Consider the following 24,569-nt stretch of genomic DNA (forward strand, 5'->3'; position numbering starts at 1 on the left):
GCATTGCAATAATTTCGGCCCAAATTGGCCAGAGGCAGTCAGTTGGTATGCGATATGTTTTGGCCGAGAATAAATAATCGAGACAGTCAAATCCCTCGGCTTCATCCTTTCGAATGTATTCATCCTGGGCTGCTTCTGGCTCCTCTCCACAGCATGGCAGGTGCTGAATAACGCTCAACGCAGCGGTGAATTAGCTTGCACGGGACCGTACGGCCGTATCCGGCATCCTGAATATGAAGTTTATCCTGGTCATGTTTGGTTCTCGATTGAGAAGATTCGAAGTCCGGTTAGTCTATGGCAAGAGCGGACTCGCCCAAGTCGGGAGGTGAAGGCGATAGCCAAGCAGCATCTGGACTTCCTGGGCAGGAAACTGGTGGAACTGCAATCGATGAAGCATGCCTTGGTGCACCTCGTCCGTTGTTGCCATGGTGACAAGCGTCCAGATTGCCCAATTTTGGTGAGAATTGCGGGAAAGGCAAGTTGAGCCAGAAATGATCCATGCGTCACTTGTCTGGCGGTTTCAATGGCGCACACTGGGCCCATTTCTCGGCCACCAACTCCATGTGAACACTGATGCTTGGCACACGTGCCGCATAAGATCGTCCCCGCCATCGTTTACCGAACATGCCCCGCATGCATCGCAGGAGCACTTCTGGATGCCAAGCAAGACGTTGGTTGCGAATTTCGTCATGGCACCCTTGCCCTGCCCTTTGCGCATGAGCGATTTAATTATCCGGCCTGCGAGAAGCGCGGCCAACTTGCTACGGCGCTCCTCGGCCATCTTCAAATACTCGACCGATGCCTTCGCAGATTTCGTAAGCATGGCGAAATCTCTTCAAACGCGTCATTGCCAATGACGTCCGCTATCTCATCCGTCTTCGCTTACGAGCTTCATACAATCACTAATATTTTATCAAAATTGATTTGCAGAACGTAAGACTTGACGCGAATCAAAGAATATTATTGATAAAAAGAATATTGACGCGCAGTTTGATCGTATAAAAAACTAACAGAAATCGAACTGTGTCGGTAGATAACCGCCTCATCTGCTACCTAAGCGCAATATCCCCTCGTGATTTACTAGCAATGCAGCTGCTTTTATACAGCCTTGCATGTTTTTCTATCAATTTAATGCGCCATTAAATAAGGGGGTTTTATGCGCTTAAAAACAAGATATTCAGCATCGATATATACACTACTCGCAATTTCGGCAGCCTTCTCGGGAAATTCAATGTCGGCCGAGTCGCTGCAAGATGTAATGAAGCGACGGAACCTCTCTCAACAGGATCTGATCGCCGCGTCAAAAACCTACGTACCGACCGGGAAGCGAGATGAATTTCTAGCCTTTTCATCTGGCGGGCAGTCAGGGCAAGTATTGGTCTATGGCATCCCATCAATGCGTATTCTGAAATATATCGGTGTTTTTACGCCAGAGCCATGGCAAGGCTATGGCTATGACGAAGGATCGAAGGCCGTATTGGCTCAGGGCAATATTGATGGAAGAAAAATCACCTGGGGTGATACCCATCACCCGGCCATGTCGGAAACGCAGGGCAAGTACGACGGCCAGTATTTATTTATAAATGACAAGGCCAATCCGCGGATTGCCGTTATCGATCTAAGAGATTTCGAAACAAAGCAGATTGTCAGCAACCCGATATTTAAATCCGAACACGGCGGTGCGTTTGTAACGCCGAATACGGAATATGTGATCGAGGCGGCGCAGTATGCAACGCCCTTGGAAAACAAGAAATTTGTTCCACTCGAGGAATTCAACGAGAAATATAGAGGCGGAATAACATACTGGAAGTTCGATCGGAAGGAAGGGCGAATCAACCCAGCCGAATCGTTCTCGGTCGAGTTGCCGCCATACTCACAGGATCTTTCCGATGCCGGCAAAGGGCCTGCGGATGGGTGGTCATTCACGAATTCATTTTGCTCGGAGCGCTATGTTGGCGGCATCGAGAAAGGACGGCCGCCTTATGAAGCCGGTTGTTCAGCCAAAGATACCGATTACTTGCATATAGTTAATTGGCGGAGAGCGGCCGAGCTAGTCACTCAAGGCAAAGCAAAGCGGATTAACGGTCATAACGTAATCATGCTGGAAACTGCCATTAAGGAGGGGATCGTATTTTTGGTTCCTGAGCCAAAATCGCCTCATGGCGTCATGCTGTCACCTGACGGGAAATTCATCACCGTATCGGGCAAGCTTGATACGCACGTCTCAGTGTACTCGTGGGAGAAAATTCAGTCGGCAATTAAAGCTGGGCGATTTGAAACAAAAGACCCATACGGAATTCCCGTAATAAGCATGAAGGAAACTCTGCACAAACAAGTGCAATTAGGCCTTGGCCCCCTCCATACTCAGTACGACTCGAAGCCCTGTATTGCCTACACGTCACTTTATGTCGATTCGCAAGTCGTCAAGTGGGATTATTGCGAAGGCCGAGTACTGGACAAGTTGGCAGTGCACTACAACATCGGTCACCTCATGACGATGGAAGGAGACTCGTCGGACCCGAAGGGCAAGTATTTGGTTGCAATGAATAAACTTTCTATCGATCGTTTTAATCCGGTTGGCCCATTGCATCCACAGAATCACCAGCTCATCGATATTACGGACGACAAGATGCAGTTGTTGTATGACCTGCCAATTCCGCTCGGAGAGCCGCATTATGTAGTAGGCATCGAAGCCAGCAAGGTCAAACCCGGTGTGCGCTACAAAGTTGGTACCGATTCGCGTACCGACAAACCGCATCCAGGAGCCGTTCGGGCGGGTGAAGAAATTACAACCAAAAAAGGCAACAAAATTGAGGTTAAGGGCACACTAATTCGCTCTCATATCACGCCGGAGACTATCGAAGCTGAAGTTGGCGATGAAATCACTATCCACTTGACCAACCTGGAGCGTGCGCAAGACGAAACACACGGTTTTGCCGTTGATACCTTCGATGTTCATGCTTCTGTGGAGCCGGGTAAAACAATCACCGTTAAATTCAAAGCGGATAAGGAAGGTGTCTATCCCTATTACTGCACCGAGTTTTGTTCCGCACTTCATCTTGAAATGCAAGGCTATCTTTTGATTAAACCCAAAGGATGGAAGCCGACAAAAGCGGTCGCAGAAGAAAAGGCGATCTATGGCGAAGATGATTACCGGAAGCAAATCAAGAAGGTTGCTGATACCCAAGTGGTAATCGACCAGGTGGTTTCGTATATAACCAGCGTTAACTATAAAGACTTCCCAGACGCAATGAATCTAATGGACGATGCCGTAGATCAATTGAGCAAGATGAAGGATGCGAAAGCCAAAGCGGATGATGCAGCCAAGAAGAAGGATTGGCAGCAAGCAACGCTTTGGACCGAGCAAATTTGGCAATACCAAGTCAAGGCTGCCGATATCGGCATGCGAGCTAAAACTTTCCTGGAGCAAAACGGCGCAAAAAAAATAAATAAATAGTTGTTAACTTCATCGGAGGGTGTCCCCCCCTCTCCCCGCCCTCCGATTTTTTATTTCATGAACAAATATAAATTTATATACACAGGTTATTTACTTATGGCGATGTGTCCGCAAGCACTCGCTGGTGAAACAGTACCTGTTGGGCAATCTTTGACCGCAACTTGCGCGAATTGTCATCCGATACGTGGCGGCAACGAACCCCTGAATACCGGTTTCAAAATTACAGGAAGGTCATCCACATGGTTGGTGGAGCAAATGTCGAATTTTAAAAACGGGAAACGCCCTGCAACCATCATGCATCAGATTGCGAAGGGATATAGTGACAGCCAAATAAAGTCAATCGCCGCCTGGCTTGAGAAGCAGTGAATAATATGCGCCGTGCATTTTTAAAAAATATTGCAATGTCTACCACAGCCATCCTGGCTGGTTGTGCAACCCCAAGATTAAATCAACACAAAGGGCATGTTGCAATTGTTGGCGGCGGCTTTTCGGGTGCAACTGTCGCCAAATACATCCGCATTTGGAGTAAAGGACAGATTGCAGTGAGTTTAATTGAGCGGCGAAAGGAATTTGTTTCGTGCCCAATCTCTAATCTGGTAATCGTTGGAAACAAAAACCTTTCGGAAATAACATTCTCCTATGATGGACTAAGAAAGCTGGGAGTCAATCTAATACACGACGAAGTAATTTTCATAAACCCCAACGGCCGTTCCATACGCTTAAAAAATGGCGCAGATATAACATTTGACCGATGCATTTTAGCGCCCGGCGTAGATTTTATATACGACGATCTTCCCGGCCTGTCGGCCGATAGTGCGCAATTAAAGTGCCTGCATGCTTATAAAGCCGGACCGCAGACGCTATTGCTGCAAAAACAGATAAAAAACATCGCTGATGGCGGGACTTATCTGCTTGCAATTCCGAAAATGCCATACGTTTGCCCCCCCGGCCCCTATGAGCGCGCCTCGCTAATTGCCGATTATTTCAAGAAAAACAAAAGCAGATCAAAAGTTATAATTGCTGACGGAAACAGCGAACCTCAATCAAAGAAAAATCTATTCCTTAGCACTTGGTCAAATGATTACAGAGGCAATCTCGAATACCTACCCAACATGCCGTTAATCGACGTCAACACGGCGGAAAATATTGCGATTTTCGATTTTGACAAAATCAAATCGGATGTAATCAATGCAATTCCGCCTCAACAAATCGGGAAAATCGGCCGATCAACTGGCATCAGATTAATTAATGGGCGATGGGCAGATGTCAATTGGTTGAACTTGGAATCAAAAAGCCACCCCAATATCCATGTTATTGGGGATGCCACTTTCCCTTCCCCATTAATGCCAAAATCTGGTCACATGGCCAACCAACAAGGCAAAGTCCTTGCTGCGGCCTTGGTGAATATTTTCAATGATGTGCCACCGAATCCGGATCCTGTTGTAATGAATACTTGTTACAGCTTCGTCAACACTGAGATGGCGATGCACGTTTCATCCGTTTTCTCTTTCGATAAGGAAAAGGAGACGTTTTTGAGCATTCCTGGCGCCGGAGGTTTATCACAGGCATCTAGCCACTTGGAGGCAATGTATGCCCTTGGCTGGGCTCGGAATATCTGGGCAGACACCTTGTCGCCGTAAGCACAATTATTAAGCTAGGCAAGTTTCCGCTGCAGTGTCCGCCTATTAATACTTAAAATCCTTGCAGCCTTTGTTTTATTTCCTTCATTAATATCTAACACGTAGCGTATATATTCACGCTCTGCCTCCTGAAGTGTTTTTTGTTTTTTATTGGACGAAACGTTGATTTTCAATAATCTTGGCTCTGTTTCCTCCAATAGCGCTTTTATTAATATGGTTTTACTTTTAGCCAGCTCTGCATTTATTAGCTGGAAAGCGTTATCTAGCACGGCCTGAGCAAAACCAAGATCAATATCAGCCAGAGCATTCAGAATGCTCTTTTCAGGGCACACCACTTCAATAATTAGAGATATTGAATTATCAGCAATTTTCATTATTCAATTTCATCTATTTACAGCAAAATGAAACGGTCCGTCACTAGCATGGCTTTCCTGATTTACATCCCTTGAGCAGCCAAAGGGAAATCACGCCGGCAACTTCATTCGCCATTGCTTTTCTTGCCATTGATGTTGGGTCACGACCGACATTGGTTTTGGCATAAGGATCAGCACCCGCTTCTAAAAGCAGTTGAGCATGAACTGCGTTTTGCGTGTAAGCGGCGACATGAAGTGGTGTTAACCCATCCTGATCCAATGCGTTTGGATCAGCTCCTGCCGCCAATAAAGCCTTTAGCGAACTTGGGTTCGCATTGGCTGCGGCCAAATGAAGTGGTGTTGAACGATGTGCGGTACGTAAATCACGGCTTCTTGGCTCTACACCAAGAATGGCGACAACCTCTTCTCCAGTTCCCGTTCGTGCCGCATTTAAGACCTGATGTTCAAGAATACTTATATTTTCAGCCGCATAACCGCTTAAAGCCACAATGGATAAAAATGACATTATTAATTTCATTTTTAGAATGCCCATAAAATTTTCATGGCCCTGATTTTATCGGGTTGGCACACTCCGTCGTAGGAACACATTTGCATTTAACCAAGATGAGCAGATTGAAACAAACTTCAAACTGTCTGTGCCTACTGAATTTTCAAATACCTGTCCCTGTTTGAGCGCGGGTAGACGTGCTTAACTAGCAAATTGGCAAATTTCGAGTGGCTATTATTTCAATCGCCCGAATAAGTCAATTTTGAAACCAGGCATGCAGATATAAACTCTTCAAAACATCGGAAACACAACGCGGTGCATTTATATGCAAAACGGGCAAACTGAAAACAAATTCAACATATACGACCTCCTGTATTCAACAGGATCAATCCATCAACCTAACGGTTTAAAAAGTTTTCACGTTTCAAAGAAAGAAATAATTTTCCATGCTGGCATGAAAAGCAACGGGTTATTCGTGATTCAAGAAGGCGCGGCGAAATTGATCAACTACTCATCCGACGGGGAAGAAAAAGTAATTGATATCGTAAAAAAAGGAGAAATGATTGGGGATGATTCACTATATCTAGGCGTTTCTCATGCAGCGACTGCCCAAGCCATCGTTGACTCGGTTATCATTTTTATTCCGGAAAAGGTTTTTGATGATCTTTTAAAGAAATCCGTTGGCTTTTCCAGGCATATGCTGGCCACGATGGCATTTAGAATTCATAGTTTAATAATCGACATCGAGTCGTCGTATTTCAAATCCGGGCATCAACGGGTTGCCGATCTTATATTGTCCCTGCTGCCGAATAATCAAAAAAACAAACCAGATGTGCATATAGAACTGCCGGCAAAAAAAATAGACATCGCCTCCAAACTAGACTTGGCGCCGCAGCATCTTTCGAGAATTTTTCAGGATTTTCGGAAAAGAGGACTGATAAGCATCGATGGTTCAACCGTGCATATCCCATCTCCTGATCGCCTAAGAAATGGCGACATGCGATTTAGTTGAAAATATCACTATATTTACGAGCACGAAGTATCAACTGACTTCTGCAAGCCGTAATATATAATTCAATCCACCCCGCCTTACAATCAAACAATTTATGCAAAACCGAAAATTTTTCTATGCAACGTTGAGCATCGGTCTAACTCTTGGAGCAATTGGTGGGTATGCTGCGGTCGGCGATTATGTAGGTGCCTATTGCATTGGTGCATTAGGACTTGCGGCTGGATTTATGGTCTGGCTGGTGTTTACCCATTTGATATTCGATTAACTTTCGATTCATATAACGCGTCGCAGAAGCCGCGGCAGTTCGAAAGCCAAGAATGAGAACCTAATCGATCTCACGGCCTGAACCCTTGCACCTCAGAGCTGTGCCGTTATCAGCTCTTTCAATATTCGCATCGCAGCTTGCCGCTGCTCTGAATCGGGATGGCCGAAATTGAGTCGCACGTAGTTTTTGAACTCGCGTTTTGCCGAGAAGATCGGTCCCGGTGCGATGCTGATTCCCCGCGCCAGCGCCTCTTGATGCAAACGCAAGCTGTCGACTTGCTTGGGGAGCTCGAGCCACAGAAAATAACCGCCCAAGGGCCGTACCATCCGTGTCTCCAGCGGAAAGTACTGTTCGACCGAACGCGTCAATTCGGCTTCCTGTTCGGCCAGCTTGCGCCGAAGACTACGCAGATGATTTTCATAGGCCCCCTGTTTGAGAAAATCGGCCACCGCCTGTTGCACAGGAATCGTCGTTGCCAGACTGCTCGACAGCTTCTGGCGCCTCAGTTTTTCGGCATAACGCCCGGCCGCGACCCAGCCCAGGCGGTAACCGGGTGCCAAGCACTTGGAAAACGACGAAACATGCATTACCTGGCCGTCAGGATCAAAGGTCTTGCTGCACGGTGGCGCATCGTGCCCGAAATACAACTCGGCATAGACGTCGTCCTCTACTAGGGGGACGTCATATCTGCGGACGAGTTCGACCAGCGCCTTCTTGGATTCGGCCGAGACCAGGCTACCGGTCGGATTCGCGAAATTGAGCATGAACAGGCAAGCCTTCACCGGATGATGGCGCAAGGTATCTTCCAGTGCATTCAGGTTGACCCCCTCCCGAGGATGGCTGGGGATCTCGATAACCTTCAACCCGAGTCGCTCACTCGCCTGCAAACCGGCATAGAAAGTCGGCGATTCGATAGCGATCAAGTCACCAGGCTGGGTGACCGCCTGTAAACACAGGTTGAGCCCTTCCATCGCCCCGGAGGTGATGACGATTTCCTGTGGCGGGACTTGGGCTCCGTGCGCCAGATAACGCAGTGCTAGCTGACGCCGAAGCCCCTCATTACCCGGCGGCAAATCGGTGACTGTTGAAAGAGGATCAAATTTGCGCGCGGAATTGGCGAGAAACTTTCCCAGACGATCCAATGGGAAGAGATACGGGCTGGGGAAGCTTGAACCAAGCGGCGTTATCTTTGGATCGCGGACGCTATCGAGGATCTGGAAGATAAAGTCGCTGACCTGCAGTTCAGTCGACGCCCCCACCGGATGGGTCATTTCAGGCTCGGAGAAATTAGCCCCCAGACGTGCCCGGACGAAATAACCGGATTTCTCCCGTGCCTCAATCAGCCCCTTGCTCTCCAACAAGTAATAGGCCTTCGTTACGGTAATCGGGCTGATGTCATGCGCCTTGCAGGCGTGCCGTATCGAAGGCAGTTTGTCCCCGACGCGCAGGACCCCGTCCCGGATGAGCTGCTCCGTATAGTTGGAAAGCTCCAGGTATCGGGTCGTTTTCTCGGACATCACGCTCACTCTGAATGAATTGGCTGGCTACAAAGGGATAGGACCGCTTTCCCGATGCCATTTGGCTGAATTTGGCACGCCGTAGCGTCCAATGTTGCTCAGCATATCTGATCCTGTGAAAAACAGACATATCTGAAACTGTTTCCATCAACTTGGAAATGTTCTACTGACTGCCAGCTTGAACGGGGTTTTTGATACCCCGGCACGCGTCACCCGGAGGGCAGCAAAAATGAGCAAGCCAGTCAGTAAAGTTCGCGAAGCAAAGCTCGAGCTTTATCGGAAAAAAGGAAAGATCCACGCCAAGGCAGTGAGTGGGCATTTCAACACCATACGTTGGTCCATGGTCTGGCTGACCCAGATCATTTTCTATGGTGCTTGCTGGCTGAGCTGGGATGCAAACGGCTTGACACGGCAGGCGATCCTTCTCGACATCGCTCACGAGAAGCTTTACCTGTTTGGTCTTGTCCTGTGGCCGCAGGATGCACTGCTACTGGCAATTGCACTGATCCTGGCAGCTACCGGCTTGTTTTTCGTCACCGCACTCGCCGGCCGTATGTTCTGTGGCTTCGCCTGTCCGCAAACGGTCTACACGGCGATATTCACCTGGATCGAAGCCAAGGTCGAAGGCGACCACCTGGCTCGCCTAAAGCTCGACCAAAGCCCGATGAACCTCCGGAAGCTGTTGCTGCGTACCACCAAGCACTGCATCTGGGCCTTGCTCGCAATCTGGACGGCAATCACCTTTGTCGGCTACTTCACGCCAATCCGCCAACTGCTGCCGACAATTCCCACCTGGAGCGTCGGCCCCTGGGAAGGCTTCTGGCTCATTTTTTATGCTGCTTTTACCTACGCCCAGGCGGGTCTGGCACGCGAGGCTGTTTGCCAACACATGTGCCCGTATTCTCGATTCCAAGGCGTGATGTTCGACAATACGACGCAAACCGTCAGTTATGACGCCCAACGCGGCGAGCCACGCAATGCCAAGCGCCAGGCAGGCAATACCGGCGACTGCATCGACTGCGGCATTTGCGTACAGGTCTGCCCGACCGGTATCGACATCCGTGATGGCCTGCAGTACCAGTGCATCAATTGCGGTTTGTGCATCGACGCCTGCGATGAAGTCATGGTCAAAATTGGCGCGCCGCCCAAGCTGATCAAATTCGCATCCGAGCTTGAATTAGCCGGCCAACCTGCCCCACGGGGTTTCCTGAGTCGGCCCCGGGTTGCCGTTTACGCAACGCTGCTGGTCGTCTTCTCCGGCCTGGGCGCCTGGACTCTTAGCCAGCGTTCGCTGTTACTGGTTGATGTGCTACGTGATCGCGGTGCCTTGCTGCGCGAAACCTCTGACGGGCGCATCGAAAACGCCTACACCCTGAAGCTGATGAATCTGGCCGATGTTGAGCACGACTTCAGCATTGAAGTGGACGGTTTGCCGGGCATCACGATTGAAGGCGAACGTGAATTCAGCACCGAATCAGGAAGCATCCATCCGATCTCAGTCACGGTATCCGCCCCTTTGGAAGGCGAACGCAGCGGCTTGCAACCGATCCACTTCCGAATCACGTCGAAGCAGAACCCGGCGATCAGTGTTCTCGAAAAGAGCACGTTTGCGTTGCCTTAAGGCCAAGAAGGATAGAACGATATGTATATCTATAACGAGATAGACCAGCAGTTGGTTGAGGATCGGGTAGTCCAGTTCCGTGGACAAATGGAACGATTCCTCGACGGCCGACTGAGCGAGGACGACTTCCGTCCCCTGCGCTTACAAAACGGGCTTTACACACAACGACATTCGCCGATGCTGCGTGTCGCCATTCCCTATGGCACGTTGTCGAGCCAGCAACTACGCAAGCTCGCTCATATCAGCCGGACCTACGACCGGGGTTACGGGCACTTCACGACGCGCAGCAATATCCAGTTCAACTGGGTACGACTGGTCGACGCACCGAATATCCTGGAAGAGCTGGCAAGCGTGCAAATGCACGCGATCCAGACGTCAGGAAACTGCATCCGCAACATTACGAGCGACCAGTTTGCCGGTGTCGTAGCCGATGAGATCTTTGATCCACGTCCGTACTGCGAAATCGTTCGCCAGTGGTCTACGCTGGCTCCAGAGTTTCTTTTCCTTCCCCGAAAATTCAAGATTGCTATTTCCGGTGGCGTGGAGGACCGCGCTGCCGTGCGTTTGCACGACATCGGTGCCAGTGCCAGGATTTCAGCGGATGGTGCGCCCGGTTTCGAGATATTCGTTGGAGGGGGCTTGGGCCGTACGCCAATCGTTGGCAAGTCGCTGAAAGGCTTCTTGCCGCGTGCAGAGCTGCTGAATTATTTCGATGCCATTTTGCGGGTCTACAACCGCTACGGTCGGCGCGACAACAAATACAAGGCGAGAATTAAAATCCTGGTCAAGGATCTGACGCTGGAAGGCTTTGCCCAAGAGGTCGAAGCCGAATGGCAGTATTCGCGAGGCGGCCCGAACGCCATACCGGAAGAAAACTTCTCGGCAATGGAGGCATTCTTCGCCAACCCATCGTATCCGCCTGTCGAAACTCATGACCTTGCTTATCGGGAGGCATTGAATGCGAACAAAGCGTTTGCCCGCTGGGTCGAACGCAATGTCACGCCCCACAGCACCCCTGGATACGCGATTGTCACGCTATCAATGAAAAAAACAGGGACGCCGCCAGGCGATGCCACTGCGGACCAGATGGATCTGGTGGCGAATCTAGCCGAGAAATTCAGCCATCGTGAAATCCGGGTCAGCCACGAACAGAACTTGGTTCTGCCGCATGTTGCACAAAAAGACCTGCTTGCACTATGGGCTTTGGCCAATACAAACGGACTAGCAACAGCCAATATCGGTTTGCTGACCGATGTCGTGTGCTGTCCAGGCGGCGACTTCTGCTCACTCGCCAATGCGAAGTCGATTCCGGTTGCCGCCGCGATTCAACAGCGCTTTGATGATCTCGACTATTTGTTCGACCTCGGCCCGCTGGAGCTGAATATTTCGGGCTGCGTAAATGCCTGTGGTCATCACCATATCGGCCATATTGGCATCCTTGGTGTCGATAAAAATGATGAGGAATGGTACCAACTGACGCTGGGTGGTCGCGAAGGACATCGCGCCGCACTCGGAAAAGTCATCGGCCCCTCCTTTGCCGCCGCTGAGATTCCGGGCGTGATCGAAAAGATCCTCGAAACCTACGTGGCAATTCGCAATCCGGACGAGATCTTCATTGATGCACTGGAGCGCGTTGGCCTGCAGCCATTCAAATCTGCCGTCTATGGAGAGCAACATGGCCAAAATCATTCATAACGGAAAGATCGTTGAAGACTGCTGGGTAGTAATCGCAAGCGAAGAAGTCGGGCCAACAACAGCCGCCGACTCGCACCGGAACCTGCTGCTGCCCATGGATGCCTGGGAAAAATGCCATCAGTCCCTGGCCAGCTCAGGAAAAACCGTCGGTGTCTGGCTGGCGCCGGATGACGAACTTGCGCCGCTCATCTCGCACCTGTCCGGGATCCCGGCAATCGGAATATTTTTCCCAACCTTCACCGACGGTCGCGGCTATTCATTGGCCCGCCTGCTGCGGCAACGTCACGGCTATCGTGGAGAGCTACGGGCGTTTGGTGACATCCTGCGCGACCAGGTTTACTTTCTTCATCAATGCGGATTTGATGCCCTGTGCCTGAGAAAGGATCAGGACATCGATGATGCGCTGGCGGCGCTGAATGACTATTCGTGGTTGTCCGTCGCGGGCCACTGAACATCAGATCACTGGCCATCATCAACATGTTCAAATTATTTCGCGCCTACTCCGGCGACCCCATTCTTTCGTTGTTACCCCGCTTTCAGAACGACCCGCGGCCAGAGAAAATAAACCTCGGCATTGGCCTGTATTTTGATGAAACGGGCGTCGTGCCGATACTTGATTCAGTACGACAGATGTTGGCCACGCGTGGGGAACCAGTGGTTGATCTGAGCTACTTGCCGATGGCCGGCGATACCGCTTATCGGCAGGTGGTTCAGGAGCTTCTCTTCGGCCAGACCGCCGAATGCATCCAAAATCGGCGTGTCAGCACGATACAAACCTTGGGCGGAACCGGTGGCCTGAAAGTCGGTGCCGATGTTCTTCATCATAACTTCCCGACGGCAGAGGTCTGGATTTGCGATCCAACCTGGGATAACCATGTTTCGATCTTCGCGGGTGCCGGCTTTCAGGTGCACCGCTACCCATATTTCGATGCCGCGAACGGCTGCGTAGACTTCGCGGCGCTATCCGAAACACTGAGCGGAGTCTCGCCGCATAGCGTCGTTCTGTTTCACGCTTGCTGCCACAACCCAACTGGTGCGGATTTGTCTCACCCACAATGGGATGCCCTGATCGAAATAATTGGCGCACAGAGGCTGATCCCGTTCTTCGACTTTGCCTACCAGGGATTCGGTCAGGGTCTGGATGAGGATTGCTACGCCATTCGCGCGATGGCTAATGCCGGCATTTCATTTTTGGTGGCCAATTCCTTCTCCAAAAACTTTGGCCTGTACGGCGAAAGATGCGGCGCACTCAGCTTCGTTTGCCAGGACGCGTCGGAAGCGGAATGCGCCCGAGGGCAAATGGAGTTGGCCGTGCGTCAGAACTACTCCAGCCCGCCGCGGCACGGCGCCCGAATTATCACCGGCGTACTGAAGGATGCGCTCCTGCGAAAATGTTGGACTCAAGAGGTTGAAGCGATGCGGCTACGCCTTGCGACCCTGCGCCAAGGGCTCTACACCGCATTGCAGCAGAGAAGTCCCGAGCAGGATTTCAGTTATCTACTGAAGCAAGCCGGCATGTTTTGTTTTATCGGCCTGAATCAGGCCATGGTTGAAGAGTTGCGTGAACGATTTGCGATCTATGCCATCGGGAACGGTCGTTTATGCCTGGCTGGACTCCGCCATAACGCAATCGAGTATGTTGCAAAAGCCATTATTGAAGTCAGCCGGCCTTCGCCTTTGAATCAGAAATTCGCTTAATGGATAAAACCATGCATGCCCAGGGTTTCAGGTTATCCGAGCAAACCAGAGGGTTTATTGCGGCCGGAATTGTTGTGCTTTGCTGGTCCGGCTTCAATATTGTGTCTCGAATGGGGAGTAAAGGAGTCCTGACGCCATTTGATTTGGCCGCCATGCGCTTCGGCGTATCGGGTGCTCTGGCCCTCCCATTCTTCCTATTCCGCACACATTTCCAAGAGTGGCCGCGCTATATAGCCCTAGCCCTGTTTGGCGGGCTAGGTTACGGACTCCTCGTTTATTCTGGATTTTCCTTTGCACCAACCGCCCACGCCGGGGTTTTCGTCAACGGAGGCATCCCATTCTGGACCGTTGTCCTGATAAGCGTAATGGCTGGATTCCGGATCTCCCGCCAAATACTTGTTGCATTGCTTCTATCTGCCAGCGGGCTATTCATGATCGGTTTCGATAGCTTGATGGGCCCAAGAATATCCAACGAATGGATTGGTGACGCGCTTTTCCTGCTGGCCGCAATGAGTTGGGCGATTTTCGGATTACTGATGCGGCACTGGGCAATCAAACCCCTTTCGGCCATCTTGGGAATTGCCAGCTTTGCATCTGTCTTGTATCTGCCGCTCTATCTGCTCTGGCTGCCCAAAGCCATCCAGCACAGTTCCATACAGGAAATCGCCCTGCAGTGCGTCTATCAGGGAATTGTCGCGGCAATGCTGGCTGCCGGCATGTACAGCTACGCCAATCAAAAGATCGGTGCCTGCCAAGCCTCGATGATGCTGGCTCTGGTACCCGCCACATCCGCCATCGGTGCATTTTTCATACTTGGTGAGGCGCTTGGACCACTGATTGTCCTGGGCATCTTGGTCGTTTCGGCTGGCGCCATTCTCGGTGCCATGCCAAGTTCCGCTGCATCTAGCCTGCTTAAGCGTCAACAAAATGGATAACCGAATCTTTACGCCATGAACCCAAGCCCTTTATTTACCTCGAATCGAGCCATGGAGGCTGTTCTGAATGGCACAGACGCGCTCATGGCCATCACCAATCGCCCGGAAATCGCATTTCTCGGTGGATCTGGATCATGGTTGGAAGATCAGAATGGAAAACGCTATCTCGACTTTATCCAGGGATGGGCCGTCAATTGCCTTGGTCACTGCCCTCGGGAAATCACGAAGGCGATTGCTGACCAAGCCCGCCAACTAATAAATCCGAGTCCTGCTTTCTACAATCAGCCGATGATCGAGTTGGCGAATTTGCTCACCGACAACTCGGTCTTCGATCGAGTCTTCTTTGCCAACACAGGAGCGGAAGCCAACGAAGGAGCGATCAAGCTTGCACGTAAATGGGGACGGCTTAATAAAGATGGCGCCTTCGAAATCATTACCTTCGGACACTCATTCCATGGCAGAACGTTAGCCACGATGTCGGCATCGGGCAAAGACGGTTGGGATGTGATGTATGCGCCGCAAGTTCCGGGATTTCCAAAAGCGGACTTCAATGACATTGATTCCGTTGCAGCCCTGATTGGCCCCAAGACAGTCGCAGTGATGCTGGAGCCGATTCAGGGCGAAGCCGGGGTTATTCCGGCAGATATTGATTTTCTTCGGGCACTAAGAACACTGACAGAGCAGAATCAAGTGCTCCTGATTGTCGATGAAGTGCAAACCGGGATGGGCCGTACCGGCAAGCTGTTTGCCTATGAACATTCGGGGATCGCACCAGACATCATGACCTTGGCCAAGGGCATCGGTGGTGGTGTGCCCTTGGCTGCATTACTGGCCAAAGAAGAAATCTGCTGTTTTGAACCAGGCGATCAGGGTGGAACCTATAACGGCAATCCCTTAATGTGTGCTGCCGGTGTTGCAGTGATGAGATGCCTTTTGCTATCGAAATTTCTGCCCTCTGTCGTGGCCAAAGGGCAATATCTATCCACCCGCCTGCAAATGCTATCAGACCGCCATGACCTGAAAGGAGAGCGCGGCAGTGGCCTGCTTCGAGCCCTAGAATTGCATGACAACCAAGGCACCGATATTGCACGCCAAGCATTGGTACGAAACCCCACTGGATTGCTGCTAAATGCACCACGCCCCCACCTGCTTCGTTTCATGCCAGCACTCAATGTCACGGAAGCAGAGATTGATCTAATGATCAACATCTTGGATAGCCTGCTCATGTCTGAAAGAAACTGAGGGGCTGCCAAGCAGGGGGATTTTTATTTACAGATATAAGGTTGGCAGCATTTCTTCACCGGGAAACTGCACTCCCGTTTTTAGCATGGCAGCTTCTGCCAAAAAGGTGGTGGTTAACCAAACAGCGATCAGCGTTTACGATTTTGAGAAATAGAAAAGGGGCGAAAACGCCCCTTTTCTATTAGTGATGACCCAATTACACCGCTAGCTGCTCGAGCGTCCCACCGTTCACCAAAAAGGTAACGATCCACTTGGGCTGACGACCTCGACCGGTCCAGACAAGCGTTGCATCAGTTGGATGCTTGTACTTTACCGCAACTGGTGCCCGCTCCTTTTTTACCGGGGTATCGCTCAGGAGATCGCTTAGAGCAAAACCACGTTCAGCAGCAAATGCTTCGATCTCTTTACGGGCCTTGTTTTTTTCTTCCTTCTCGCGTCGTTCGATTTCCTTCGGAATTTGAGCAAGAAGTGCTTTTAATTCAGCGAGTGCGATGTTAGAGAGATCCATGACGATACCTATAAATAATTAACGCGTACATTCTAGTCGAATTGATGAAGAAAGGGGGACCACCATTTAGCGCTATGAGATCGGTACACACATATTTAAATAAATGCTCCCCATACATCCTACTCAAAAATAACTTCTACCTTCCGGCCAAAATTGATTTGGCCGTCAAATTAACGTTAGCAATAATCAGAATTTGCAACTTACAAAGTAAATTACCAAACTCTATATATATTCCGCCCCTACAGCTTCCACAGAGTCGTTCAATACCAAGGTGCGACGGTTCTATTGCAACGCCCCCCCACATAACACCTTGCCCAACAAAGCCAATTTCTTTAGTCGTTATCGGGTACCGACGGATAGATGTGTTATTGCGACGGGAAGACTGGAAAGACAATCATAAGCGGGTGTGTCGCTACTATCGGCTGCCGGGGCTGTCGCTTCGTCATCGTCGGCCAAAGCCGAACAAGGCGGCCTATTTGCGGTTGCCGAAGAAGCCGTCGGCAGGAGTCAACGACATCTGGAGCATGGATTTTGTCGCCGACGCCTGGTTCGATGGTTGCCGGTTGCGGACCCTGCCCGTTGTTTATAGCTACACCAGCGAATGCCTAGCGATTGATGTCGGGCATCCTCCTTGTATTACTACGAGATTCGCGCCAAAACATTGGTGACCCGGCCTGATTGTATGCATACAATTAATGCCACTCCAAATTCTGGCCCCGCTCATGCCAACCAAAACACTCAGCTGGATTCCGCAAACGTTAGCCAAAGATCAGGCTGCCTATCTAGCCATTGCCGACGCCATCGCCAACGATATCCGCGATGGGCGATTGCTACCTAACACTCAACTTCCACCACAGCGCCAACTGGCTCAGGAAATTGGGCTGAACTTCACGACCATCAGCCGAGCATATGGTGAGGCCCAACGGCGAGGCCTGCTTGAAGCGCGAGTCGGTCAGGGCACCTTTGTCAAAGCTGATGCTTGTCCCCGGTTGCGTCACGTCCCCCAGCGTCGCAAGCTGGTCGATATGTCGATGAACCATCCACCGGAACCGGGTGATGCCAAGTTGCTGGAGATGATGAGCCGTGGCATCCGGAACGCTACGGCCGATGTCGGCTCTTTGCTCCGTTACTACCCCTTCGGTGGCGATAGCGATGACAAGGAAGCCGCAAAACAATGGCTGAAGCTGCGCGGTATAAGCGTTGATATCGAGAAAATTCTCGTTTGCCCGGGGACTCATAGCGTTATCAACGCGCTTTTGAGCATGTTGCTAGATCGAAGCGGCGGGCGAATCTGCTGCGACAATATTACTTATCCCGGCTTTCGGGCACTAGCAGCCCTGCATGGTGTCAGCATGATTGGCCTGGCCAGCGACCACGAGGGAACGCTGCCTGAAGCATTCGAGCAAGCCTGTCGTGACAACCGGCCCGCCGCCTTTTATTGCAATCCAAGTCTGCAAAACCCGACCACGATTACCCTTTCCGTGGTGCGACGCGAAGCACTTGCCGAGGTAGCCCGCCGATTCGGTGTGCCAATTATTGAGGATGACCCCTACAGCTTGCTCCTCGACAATCCGCCGCCCAGTTTCTATAGCCTGCTACCAGAGCAAACGTACTACATCGGCGGTTTGTCAAAGACAGTTGGCGCGGGTCTGCGGGTGGCCTACCTAGCCCTACCAAGCCCCCGTCAGCTACCCCGTATCAGCGCCATTCTGCGGGCAGTATCGGTCATGGTTCCCCCGGTGTCGCAGGCCATTGCCACTGAATGGATTTTTGATGGAACAGCGACAAGCCTGCTCAATTTTGTTCGTGATGAGTCCCGTGCTCGTCAGGCTCTTGTTGCTCAGGCCTTGCAGGGAACACCATACCAAGCATCACCGGAAGGGTTTCATATATGGCTTCCCTTGCCTGAGGGCTGGAGCCGAGTGAGCTTCGCCACCTATTTGCGCAACAGCGGTATTGGCGTCGTGACCAGCGATGCCTTCCTGGTTTCCGGTGCCGCCGTTGAGGCAGTGCGCATTTGCCTGGGAGGGGCAGCCACCCGGGATGAGGTACTAAGCTCGATGGAACTGGTTGGTTCCGCTTTGTCGCACCCACCGGCAATCTATTCCGCAATCGTCTGAACACGGAGGAGCGGTAGCTTAAAACCACTCCCGTTAACTTATTGTATGCATACAATATGCGCACAATGCCGGTGCGCATGCACTAACCATTTGACTGCAAATGGTGCAATTAAAAGGCACGTAATTCAATAGTTTGTACTAACAGCCATTCCAGAAAAGCAGCTAAGCCGTTGTTTTAATTTCATTTAATTGTATGCATGCAATTAAATGAAATTGATGGCACGCCTGTTGCTAAATTGATTCTGCGCACTGCAGCAGATTTCAGGTTGGCACAGACCACTCTCTTCATCGCAGTGCGCATTCAACCCTAATTTTTAAGGATATTGACATGCCTGCTGTGACCCTCCCCCCCCATGCCGCTGGTGATTTTTTCGTCGACTACGAAGAAAAGGTCTTTGAAGATGTCAAGGCCGAGCCCGGCCAGAAGGCGCTCGTAACCTTTCACACAGTAGCCTTCGAAGGCTCCATTGGTCTGGTCAATTTGCTCCAGGCCACCCGCCTGCTCCGCAAGGGTTTCGAAACCTCAATTCTGCTCTACGGACCGGGAGTCACCTTGGGCCTGCAACGCGGATTTCCTCGCATTGGTGACGAAGCCTTCCCGGGCCACCTAGCCATGAACAAGCAACTCGCCAAATTTATCGAGGAAGGCGGCAAGGTCTACGCCTGCCGTTTCGCGTTGCAAGCTTTGTACGGCCATGGCGAACCATCTTTGATCCCGGGCATCCGGCCGATCAGCCCGCTCGACGTCATGGATATCCAGTTGCTGCACAAGCGCGACAACGCCTTCGTCATCAATAGTTGGACGCTGTAACGGCCAGCAAAAGGAGATGAGCATGACGACCAACCGCGTAATCCGCGTTGCCGCAGTACAAATCGCCCCGGACCGGGAATCCGCAATGGGAACGGTGGACAAGGTTTGCCGCACCATCCTTGAGGCTGGAGAAAAGGGCGCCAAGATGGTGGTTTTTCCGGAAACTTTCGTCCCCTATTACCCGTACTTTTCCTTCGTCGAGCCGCCGGTCAAGATGGGGCCTGCCCATCTCAAGCTCTACGAGTGGGCGGTCACTGTACCCGGCCCGGTAACCCGGGCGGTAGGCGAGGCAGCACGGAAAGCCGGTGCGGTCGTCGTGCTCGGTATCAATGAGCGCGACCATGGCTCTCTATACAACACGCAACTGATTTTCGACGAAACCGGCGAGATTATCCTCAAGCGTCGCAAGATCACACCAACCTATCACGAGCGCATGGTCTGGGGGCAAGGGGACGGCAGCGGCCTCAAGGTCGTCGAAACCGGCATCGGCCGGATCGGCGCGTTAGCCTGCTGGGAACATTACAACCCGCTGGCCCGTTACGCCCTGATGGCACAGCACGAGGAAATCCATGCCAGCCAGTTCCCTGGTTCGATGGTCGGCGAAATCTTTGCGGAACAAATTGCCGTCACCATCCGTCATCACGCCTTGGAATCCGGCTGTTTCGTAGTCAATGCGACGGGCTGGCTGACCGACGAGCAGATTGCTTCTATCACCCCCGACCCCGGCCTGCAGCGTGCCCTGCGCGGCGGCTGCCACACTGCCATCGTGACGCCGGAAGGCAATTACTTGGGCGAACCGATCCGCGAAGGCGAGGGCATCCTGATCGCCGACCTGGACATGGCCCTGATCACCAAACGCAAACGCATGATGGACTCGGTCGGACACTACGCCCGCCCCGAATTGCTTTCACTGCTCGCAGATACGGGCGCAAAGACGCCCATGCGAAATACAGCTGACAACAGCCTTCCCCTTTCCCCAACAGGAGCAAACCATGTCACTGACAGCTCAGCCAGCACCGCACCTGATCTCTGATTTGCAAGGATTGGGATTCCGCCTGGACAGTGCGCATCATGGCATCGAAGCCCGCCGCGGCGGCGCCGGTCCTTCGGATCATACGGCCGTCATTCTCGATGGTCGGCCGGTGATGATCCCCATTGTCTCTGGCAATGCCTTCCAGTCGCCTTATGTGGCTTCGCGCCCGGATGCAGAAGGCAATGCGACGATCAGCCGTGATGGCCGAAAGATCACGGAGATCAAATTTGCACGCCGCGCCCGCTTCTACAACCTACAGACGCTTGACGGTATTCCGTACAGCCAAATCGCCACACTGCACAGCACCGACGTATTGGCGACCACGGTGCTGCAATCTTGTACGCGCTACCAGAGTCGCACCAAAACCTGCCATTTCTGCAGCATCGGCCAGTCGCTGGCGGCTGGCCGGACCATCCTGCGCAAGACGCCAGAGCAACTGGCCGAAGTCGCCCGCGCAGCCGTACTGCTTGATGGCGTCAAGCACATGGTAATGACCACCGGTACCCCGCCGACAGCGGATCGCGGAGCGCTGATGATGTGTGAAAGCGCTTCGGCGATCCGGACGGCGGTCGACCTCCCTCTGCAGGCTCAGTTCGAGCCGCCCGAGGACTTCGCCTGGTTTCGCCGGGTCAAGGATGCCGGCGTCGACACCTTGGGCATGCATCTCGAAGTCCTCACCCCGTCTCTGCGCCAGCGTCTGATGCCGGGCAAAGCCGGTATTTCCCTCGCCTACTACGATGAAGCCTTCGCCGCCGCTGTCGAGGTATTCGGGCGCGGCCAAGTATCCACCTACATCCTGGCCGGCTTGGGTGACACCCGGGAAACCATCCTTGAGCACTGCGAAAAACTCATCGACCTCGGCGTCTATCCCTTCGTCGTGCCTTTCGTGCCCATTTCCGGCACGCCGCTCGAAAGCCACCCAACCCCAAGCGCCGACTTCATGGATGGCGTACTCGCGCCGCTCGCCGGCATGCTGCGCGACGGCGGCATCAGCGCCGCAACGATGAAGGCTGGTTGCGGCAAATGTGGAGCCTGTTCAGCCCTGGCCAGTTACGAGGCCCGAGCATGAACGCCCCGAGCAGCGGACTGCTTCAACGCGTCCAGTTACCGCGCCATTATCGTATCGAGCGTGCTGACGAGGCTGGTGCCACGGCTGCTATGGCGCTGCGCCGCGCCATCTTCTGCACGGAGCAGGGGCTGTTCGTCGGCGATGATCGAGATCAGGCAGACGACCACGCCATCCTCCTCGTCGCCCGCCCGGCGCTGCCGGAGACGGAAGGCGAGGTCTGGGGGCCGGTGGTCGGAACGGTACGTATTCATCAACTCGAAAACCGCATCTGGCAGGGGTCACGACTGGCCGTTGCCGCCGAGTTCCGCCGCGTTGGCGTGATTGGCGGTGCTCTTATCCAGCTCGCCGTACGCACCGCCAACACGCTCGGTTGCGAGCGCTTCGTCGCCCAGGTCCAAGCACCGAACGTGCCTTTGTTCCGCCGCCTGCAATGGCAGACCGTACGCGAAATCACAATGCATGGCCTGCCACATCACCTGATGCAAGCCGATTTGCAGCACTACCCGGCTTTTGCGGCAGATGAAGCAATGTGTGTCGAAGTGCGTCGGGGTCAGTCATGAGTCTTGATGCGCTGATCACGTCGCTGCGTCAGCACAAGGGTCTTGCTCACAAGCAGGACATCAATGGTGTCATCCGTATCCTCGGCAAGCAGGGTTTTGCAGCCCAGGAGGCCTGGATCGGCGACGACTGTGCTGTCATCCCCCACGGCGCCAGCAATCTGCTGCTGGCCATCGAGGGCTTTATCAACGAGTTTGTTGCACACGATGCGTGGTTTGCCGGCTGGTGCGGGGTTATGGTCAATCTCAGCGACATTGCCGCCATGGGCGGTCGTCCACTTGCCGTGGTCGATGCCCTGTGGAGCGCCGGTGACGCTCAGGCTGCCGCCCTCATGGAAGGTCTGCAGGCGGCGGCGCGCACCTATGGCGTGCCGATCGTCGGTGGCCATACCAATACCCGCTGCCAGCAGGGGCAATTGGCCGTCGCTATACTCGGTGAAGCCAAGGTTCAACTCAGCAGTTTCGCGGCTCGCCCTGGTGACTGCTTGGTTGCAGTCATCGACCTGCGCGGTGCCTATCGCGAACCTTTCGATAACTGGGATGCGGCAACCAGCGCCCCGGCTGAACGCCTGCGCAGCGATCTCGCACTGTTGCCGGCCATTGCTGAATCCGGCTTGGCCCACGCCGCCAAGGATATCAGCCAGGCCGGGCTGCTCGGCACCACCCTGATGCTCATGGAGTGTTCCGGTGTTGGTGCCCGCCTCGAACTGTCGGCGGTGCCACGCCCGGCAGAGATCGATCTGGCACGATGGCTGCGCTCCTTCCCAAGCTTCGGCTATTTGCTGGCCTGCCCGGCCGCATCCGTAGCGCCCTTGCTGGCGCAGTTCGAGGCCCGCGGTCTGGCTGCTGCCGAGATCGGCAAATTCAATGCCAGCCAACGTCTCGAAGTCACACTGGACGGAGCGGCTGGCGAGGAAGACGGCGTCTTTTGGGATCTCGGCAACGAGCGCCTGATGGGCATTGATCGCCACGCGATAGGAAGCCATCATGCCGATTACTGACAAAGCTCTCCGCATCGCCCTGCTGACCCACTCGATCAACCCACGGGGTGGCGTGGTGCATTGCCTGGAACTGGCCGATGCCTTGGTCACGCTCGGCCACGACGTGACGGTGCACGCCCCGGCAAGGGCCGGTAGTCGACTCTTTCGCAGCACCCGCTGCCAGGTCCGTCTGATCCCAGACGACGTGATATCGAAGAATCTGCGAACCCTGGTTCAGCGCCGCATTGAGCTCTTTAGCCGCTGGTTCGAATGCCCAGGTCACGCCGATTTCGATATCTTTCACGCCCACGATGGGATCGGAGCCAACGCCCTTCTTACCTTGCAACAAGCCGGTCGAATTTCCGGTTACCTGCGCACCGTGCACCATCTCGAAGATTCCTACGGTGACCCGCTGCTCGACACCCTTGAGGAACGCTCCATCCGTCAGGCTGGCCAGCTCCTGAGCGTGAGCCCAACCTGGGCCGGAAAACTGGCGGCGCGCTTTGGCCGAGAGGTGCCAATGGTCGGTAACGGGGTCAATCTGGAGCGTTTCCAACCCCAAGCAACGGTAGCCGACGATCTACTCAGGCAACGTCTTGGTCTTGGCGACGGTCCAGTCTTCCTGGCAGTGGGCGGCATCGAGGCGCGCAAGAATACCGTAGCCACTCTGCGTGCCTTTGTTCGCCTGCGCAGCTCAATACCAGAAGCCCAACTGCTAATCGCCGGTGGCGCCAGCCTTCTCGATCACAGCGACTACCAGCAGCAATTTCTGGGCGAAGCAGCCACCGCCGGCCTGCAAGTGAAGATGCTCACAGCACTCGATCGGCCACCAGCCACCGGCGCCGACATCGTCATCGCTGGCATCATCGACGATGCAGAAATGCCGGCCCTCTATCGCCTAGCCCATACCCTCGTATTTCCATCGCTCGTCGAGGGTTTTGGCTTGGCGATCATAGAGGCAATGGCCAGCGGCCAGCCAGTCGTCGTCTCCGACATCAAACCCTTCACCGATTTCCTCGGACGCCAAGACTGCCTGTGGGTTGATCCCACTGATTCGGAAGCCATTGCCTACGCCATGGGGCGTTCTCTGCTTCCCGGTTTGCGCCGCCATCTGGCTGTCCGCGGCAGCGAGATCGCTCGCCAGCACGACTGGAATTTCTGTGCCCAAAACCACCTTGATGCCTACCGTGCCTTTCTCGCCTCAACTTCCCACTTCTACCCATCCCAGGAGTATCGCTATGCCTGAAATGTATTTCCAGATCCGTTGGCCCGACGGCGCTGAAGAAAATTGCTATTCCCCGTCGCTGGTCATCGTGGACTTCTTGAAGCCCGGCGAAACCTACCCCTTGTCGGACTTCGTCGGCCGCTGCGACCAGGCACTCAACGAAGCCAGCGAACGTGTCCAGAAGAAGTACGGCTACTTCTGCTCAAGCGCCATGGATCAATTAGGGCGCATCCACGAACACGCCCGTCAATTTGAAAAACAGCCTGACGCAGTTGTCTCCGTTCAATCCTTTAAACCCGGCAGCCGCTAAAAGCCTCCAATCC

Annotated in this window: 24 protein-coding genes; 20 read left to right on the forward strand and 4 right to left on the reverse strand. The window is 53.1% G+C overall.

The genetic code is table 11. From position 1 onward, the window contains the following. Nucleotides 1-160: 160 nt before the first annotated feature. The 4 genes from GH663_RS21495 (at nt 161) to GH663_RS17690 (ending at nt 5,097) form a co-directional block, all read left to right on the forward strand. Nucleotides 161-484, forward strand: coding sequence for a MerR family DNA-binding protein (locus tag GH663_RS21495; protein ID WP_439329193.1), 324 nt, complete (start codon nt 161-163; stop codon nt 482-484). 747 nt (nt 485-1,231) lie between these two features. Then, a complete protein-coding gene (gene nosZ / locus GH663_RS17680; protein WP_246181632.1) occupies nt 1,232-3,457 on the forward strand; it encodes a Sec-dependent nitrous-oxide reductase in 2,226 nt (741 codons plus the stop codon). Nucleotides 3,458-3,514: 57 nt separating this feature from the next. Beyond that, nucleotides 3,515-3,823, forward strand: a complete 309-nt coding sequence (locus tag GH663_RS21095; protein ID WP_211371196.1) for a c-type cytochrome — start codon at nt 3,515-3,517, stop codon at nt 3,821-3,823. Between the two features lie 5 nt (nt 3,824-3,828). Further along, complete coding sequence (locus GH663_RS17690) at nt 3,829-5,097, forward strand: NAD(P)/FAD-dependent oxidoreductase (protein ID WP_153133060.1); 1,269 nt, start codon at nt 3,829-3,831, stop codon at nt 5,095-5,097. A gap of 14 nt (nt 5,098-5,111) precedes the next feature. Here GH663_RS17690 and GH663_RS17695 read toward each other — a convergent pair whose 3' ends face one another. Next, complete coding sequence (locus GH663_RS17695) at nt 5,112-5,471, reverse strand: helix-turn-helix domain-containing protein (RefSeq protein WP_153132986.1); 360 nt, start codon at nt 5,469-5,471, stop codon at nt 5,112-5,114. A gap of 43 nt (nt 5,472-5,514) precedes the next feature. Next, the gene (locus GH663_RS17700) at nt 5,515-6,003 is read right to left on the reverse strand and encodes an ankyrin repeat domain-containing protein (RefSeq protein WP_246181633.1); all 489 of its coding nucleotides are present in this window, start codon (nt 6,001-6,003) and stop codon (nt 5,515-5,517) included. 280 nt (nt 6,004-6,283) lie between these two features. Between GH663_RS17700 and GH663_RS17705 the strand changes: the two genes are divergently transcribed. Both GH663_RS17705 and GH663_RS17710 read left to right on the forward strand, forming a co-directional pair. Next, nucleotides 6,284-6,970 (forward strand): Crp/Fnr family transcriptional regulator, encoded by a 687-nt coding sequence (locus GH663_RS17705; RefSeq protein ID WP_153132987.1) that lies wholly within the window; start codon nt 6,284-6,286, stop codon nt 6,968-6,970. 94 nt (nt 6,971-7,064) lie between these two features. After that, nucleotides 7,065-7,235 (forward strand): hypothetical protein, encoded by a 171-nt coding sequence (locus GH663_RS17710; protein WP_153132988.1) that lies wholly within the window; start codon nt 7,065-7,067, stop codon nt 7,233-7,235. A 92-nt stretch (nt 7,236-7,327) separates the two neighbouring features. Here GH663_RS17710 and GH663_RS17715 read toward each other — a convergent pair whose 3' ends face one another. Then, complete coding sequence (locus GH663_RS17715) at nt 7,328-8,752, reverse strand: aminotransferase-like domain-containing protein (protein ID WP_153132989.1); 1,425 nt, start codon at nt 8,750-8,752, stop codon at nt 7,328-7,330. 229 nt (nt 8,753-8,981) lie between these two features. Here GH663_RS17715 and ccoG point away from each other — a divergent pair, with 229 nt between their 5' ends. Genes ccoG through GH663_RS17745 form a run of 6 tightly spaced genes read left to right on the forward strand, consistent with a single transcriptional unit; the run spans nt 8,982 to nt 15,943 of the window. Next, nucleotides 8,982-10,373 (forward strand): cytochrome c oxidase accessory protein CcoG, encoded by a 1,392-nt coding sequence (ccoG, locus tag GH663_RS17720; protein ID WP_153132990.1) that lies wholly within the window; start codon nt 8,982-8,984, stop codon nt 10,371-10,373. 21 nt (nt 10,374-10,394) lie between these two features. Continuing rightward, nucleotides 10,395-12,068 carry a nitrite/sulfite reductase gene (locus tag GH663_RS17725; RefSeq protein ID WP_153132991.1) on the forward strand — a complete coding sequence of 558 codons (1,674 nt, stop codon included), beginning with the start codon at nt 10,395-10,397 and terminating at the stop codon, nt 12,066-12,068. Beyond that, a complete protein-coding gene (locus GH663_RS17730; RefSeq protein WP_170291453.1) occupies nt 12,049-12,519 on the forward strand; it encodes a DUF934 domain-containing protein in 471 nt (156 codons plus the stop codon). The genes GH663_RS17725 and GH663_RS17730 overlap by 20 nt, the downstream gene beginning before the upstream one ends. Continuing rightward, the gene (locus GH663_RS17735; RefSeq protein ID WP_281349787.1) at nt 12,495-13,766 is read left to right on the forward strand and encodes an amino acid aminotransferase; all 1,272 of its coding nucleotides are present in this window, start codon (nt 12,495-12,497) and stop codon (nt 13,764-13,766) included. The genes GH663_RS17730 and GH663_RS17735 overlap by 25 nt, the downstream gene beginning before the upstream one ends. Continuing rightward, nucleotides 13,766-14,701, forward strand: coding sequence for a DMT family transporter (locus GH663_RS17740; RefSeq protein WP_246181634.1), 936 nt, complete (start codon nt 13,766-13,768; stop codon nt 14,699-14,701). Before GH663_RS17735 ends, GH663_RS17740 begins: the two co-directional genes overlap by 1 nt. 51 nt (nt 14,702-14,752) lie before the next feature. Further along, nucleotides 14,753-15,943 (forward strand): acetylornithine transaminase, encoded by a 1,191-nt coding sequence (locus GH663_RS17745; protein ID WP_153132993.1) that lies wholly within the window; start codon nt 14,753-14,755, stop codon nt 15,941-15,943. Between the two features lie 196 nt (nt 15,944-16,139). Here the strand turns inward: GH663_RS17745 and GH663_RS17750 are convergent, their stop codons facing one another. After that, nucleotides 16,140-16,451 (reverse strand): H-NS histone family protein, encoded by a 312-nt coding sequence (locus GH663_RS17750; protein WP_153132994.1) that lies wholly within the window; start codon nt 16,449-16,451, stop codon nt 16,140-16,142. Between the two features lie 695 nt (nt 16,452-17,146). Between GH663_RS17750 and GH663_RS17755 the strand changes: the two genes are divergently transcribed. The 8 genes from GH663_RS17755 (at nt 17,147) to GH663_RS17790 (ending at nt 24,556) form a co-directional block, all read left to right on the forward strand. Next, entirely contained in the window at nt 17,147-18,571 is a 1,425-nt protein-coding gene (locus GH663_RS17755; protein ID WP_246181635.1) for an aminotransferase-like domain-containing protein, read from the forward strand. Nucleotides 18,572-18,899: 328 nt separating this feature from the next. Further along, nucleotides 18,900-19,382: an MSMEG_0572/Sll0783 family nitrogen starvation response protein gene (locus tag GH663_RS17760; RefSeq protein WP_153132995.1), complete on the forward strand. Its 483-nt coding sequence runs from the start codon at nt 18,900-18,902 to the stop codon at nt 19,380-19,382. Between the two features lie 22 nt (nt 19,383-19,404). Then, nucleotides 19,405-20,415: a Nit6803 family nitrilase gene (locus GH663_RS17765; protein WP_153132996.1), complete on the forward strand. Its 1,011-nt coding sequence runs from the start codon at nt 19,405-19,407 to the stop codon at nt 20,413-20,415. After that, the gene (locus GH663_RS17770) at nt 20,375-21,484 is read left to right on the forward strand and encodes an MSMEG_0568 family radical SAM protein (protein ID WP_153132997.1); all 1,110 of its coding nucleotides are present in this window, start codon (nt 20,375-20,377) and stop codon (nt 21,482-21,484) included. Before GH663_RS17765 ends, GH663_RS17770 begins: the two co-directional genes overlap by 41 nt. After that, nucleotides 21,481-22,044, forward strand: coding sequence for an MSMEG_0567/Sll0786 family nitrogen starvation N-acetyltransferase (locus GH663_RS17775; RefSeq protein ID WP_153132998.1), 564 nt, complete (start codon nt 21,481-21,483; stop codon nt 22,042-22,044). The genes GH663_RS17770 and GH663_RS17775 overlap by 4 nt, the downstream gene beginning before the upstream one ends. Continuing rightward, nucleotides 22,041-23,042: a sll0787 family AIR synthase-like protein gene (locus tag GH663_RS17780; protein WP_153132999.1), complete on the forward strand. Its 1,002-nt coding sequence runs from the start codon at nt 22,041-22,043 to the stop codon at nt 23,040-23,042. Before GH663_RS17775 ends, GH663_RS17780 begins: the two co-directional genes overlap by 4 nt. Continuing rightward, nucleotides 23,029-24,267: an MSMEG_0565 family glycosyltransferase gene (locus GH663_RS17785; RefSeq protein ID WP_153133000.1), complete on the forward strand. Its 1,239-nt coding sequence runs from the start codon at nt 23,029-23,031 to the stop codon at nt 24,265-24,267. Before GH663_RS17780 ends, GH663_RS17785 begins: the two co-directional genes overlap by 14 nt. Then, a complete protein-coding gene (locus GH663_RS17790) occupies nt 24,260-24,556 on the forward strand; it encodes an MSMEG_0570 family nitrogen starvation response protein (protein WP_153133001.1) in 297 nt (98 codons plus the stop codon). The genes GH663_RS17785 and GH663_RS17790 overlap by 8 nt, the downstream gene beginning before the upstream one ends. Nucleotides 24,557-24,569 lie beyond the last annotated feature (13 nt).

This window comes from Dechloromonas hortensis, assembly GCF_009469765.1.
Classification (GTDB): Bacteria; Pseudomonadota; Gammaproteobacteria; order Burkholderiales; family Rhodocyclaceae; genus Azonexus; species Azonexus hortensis.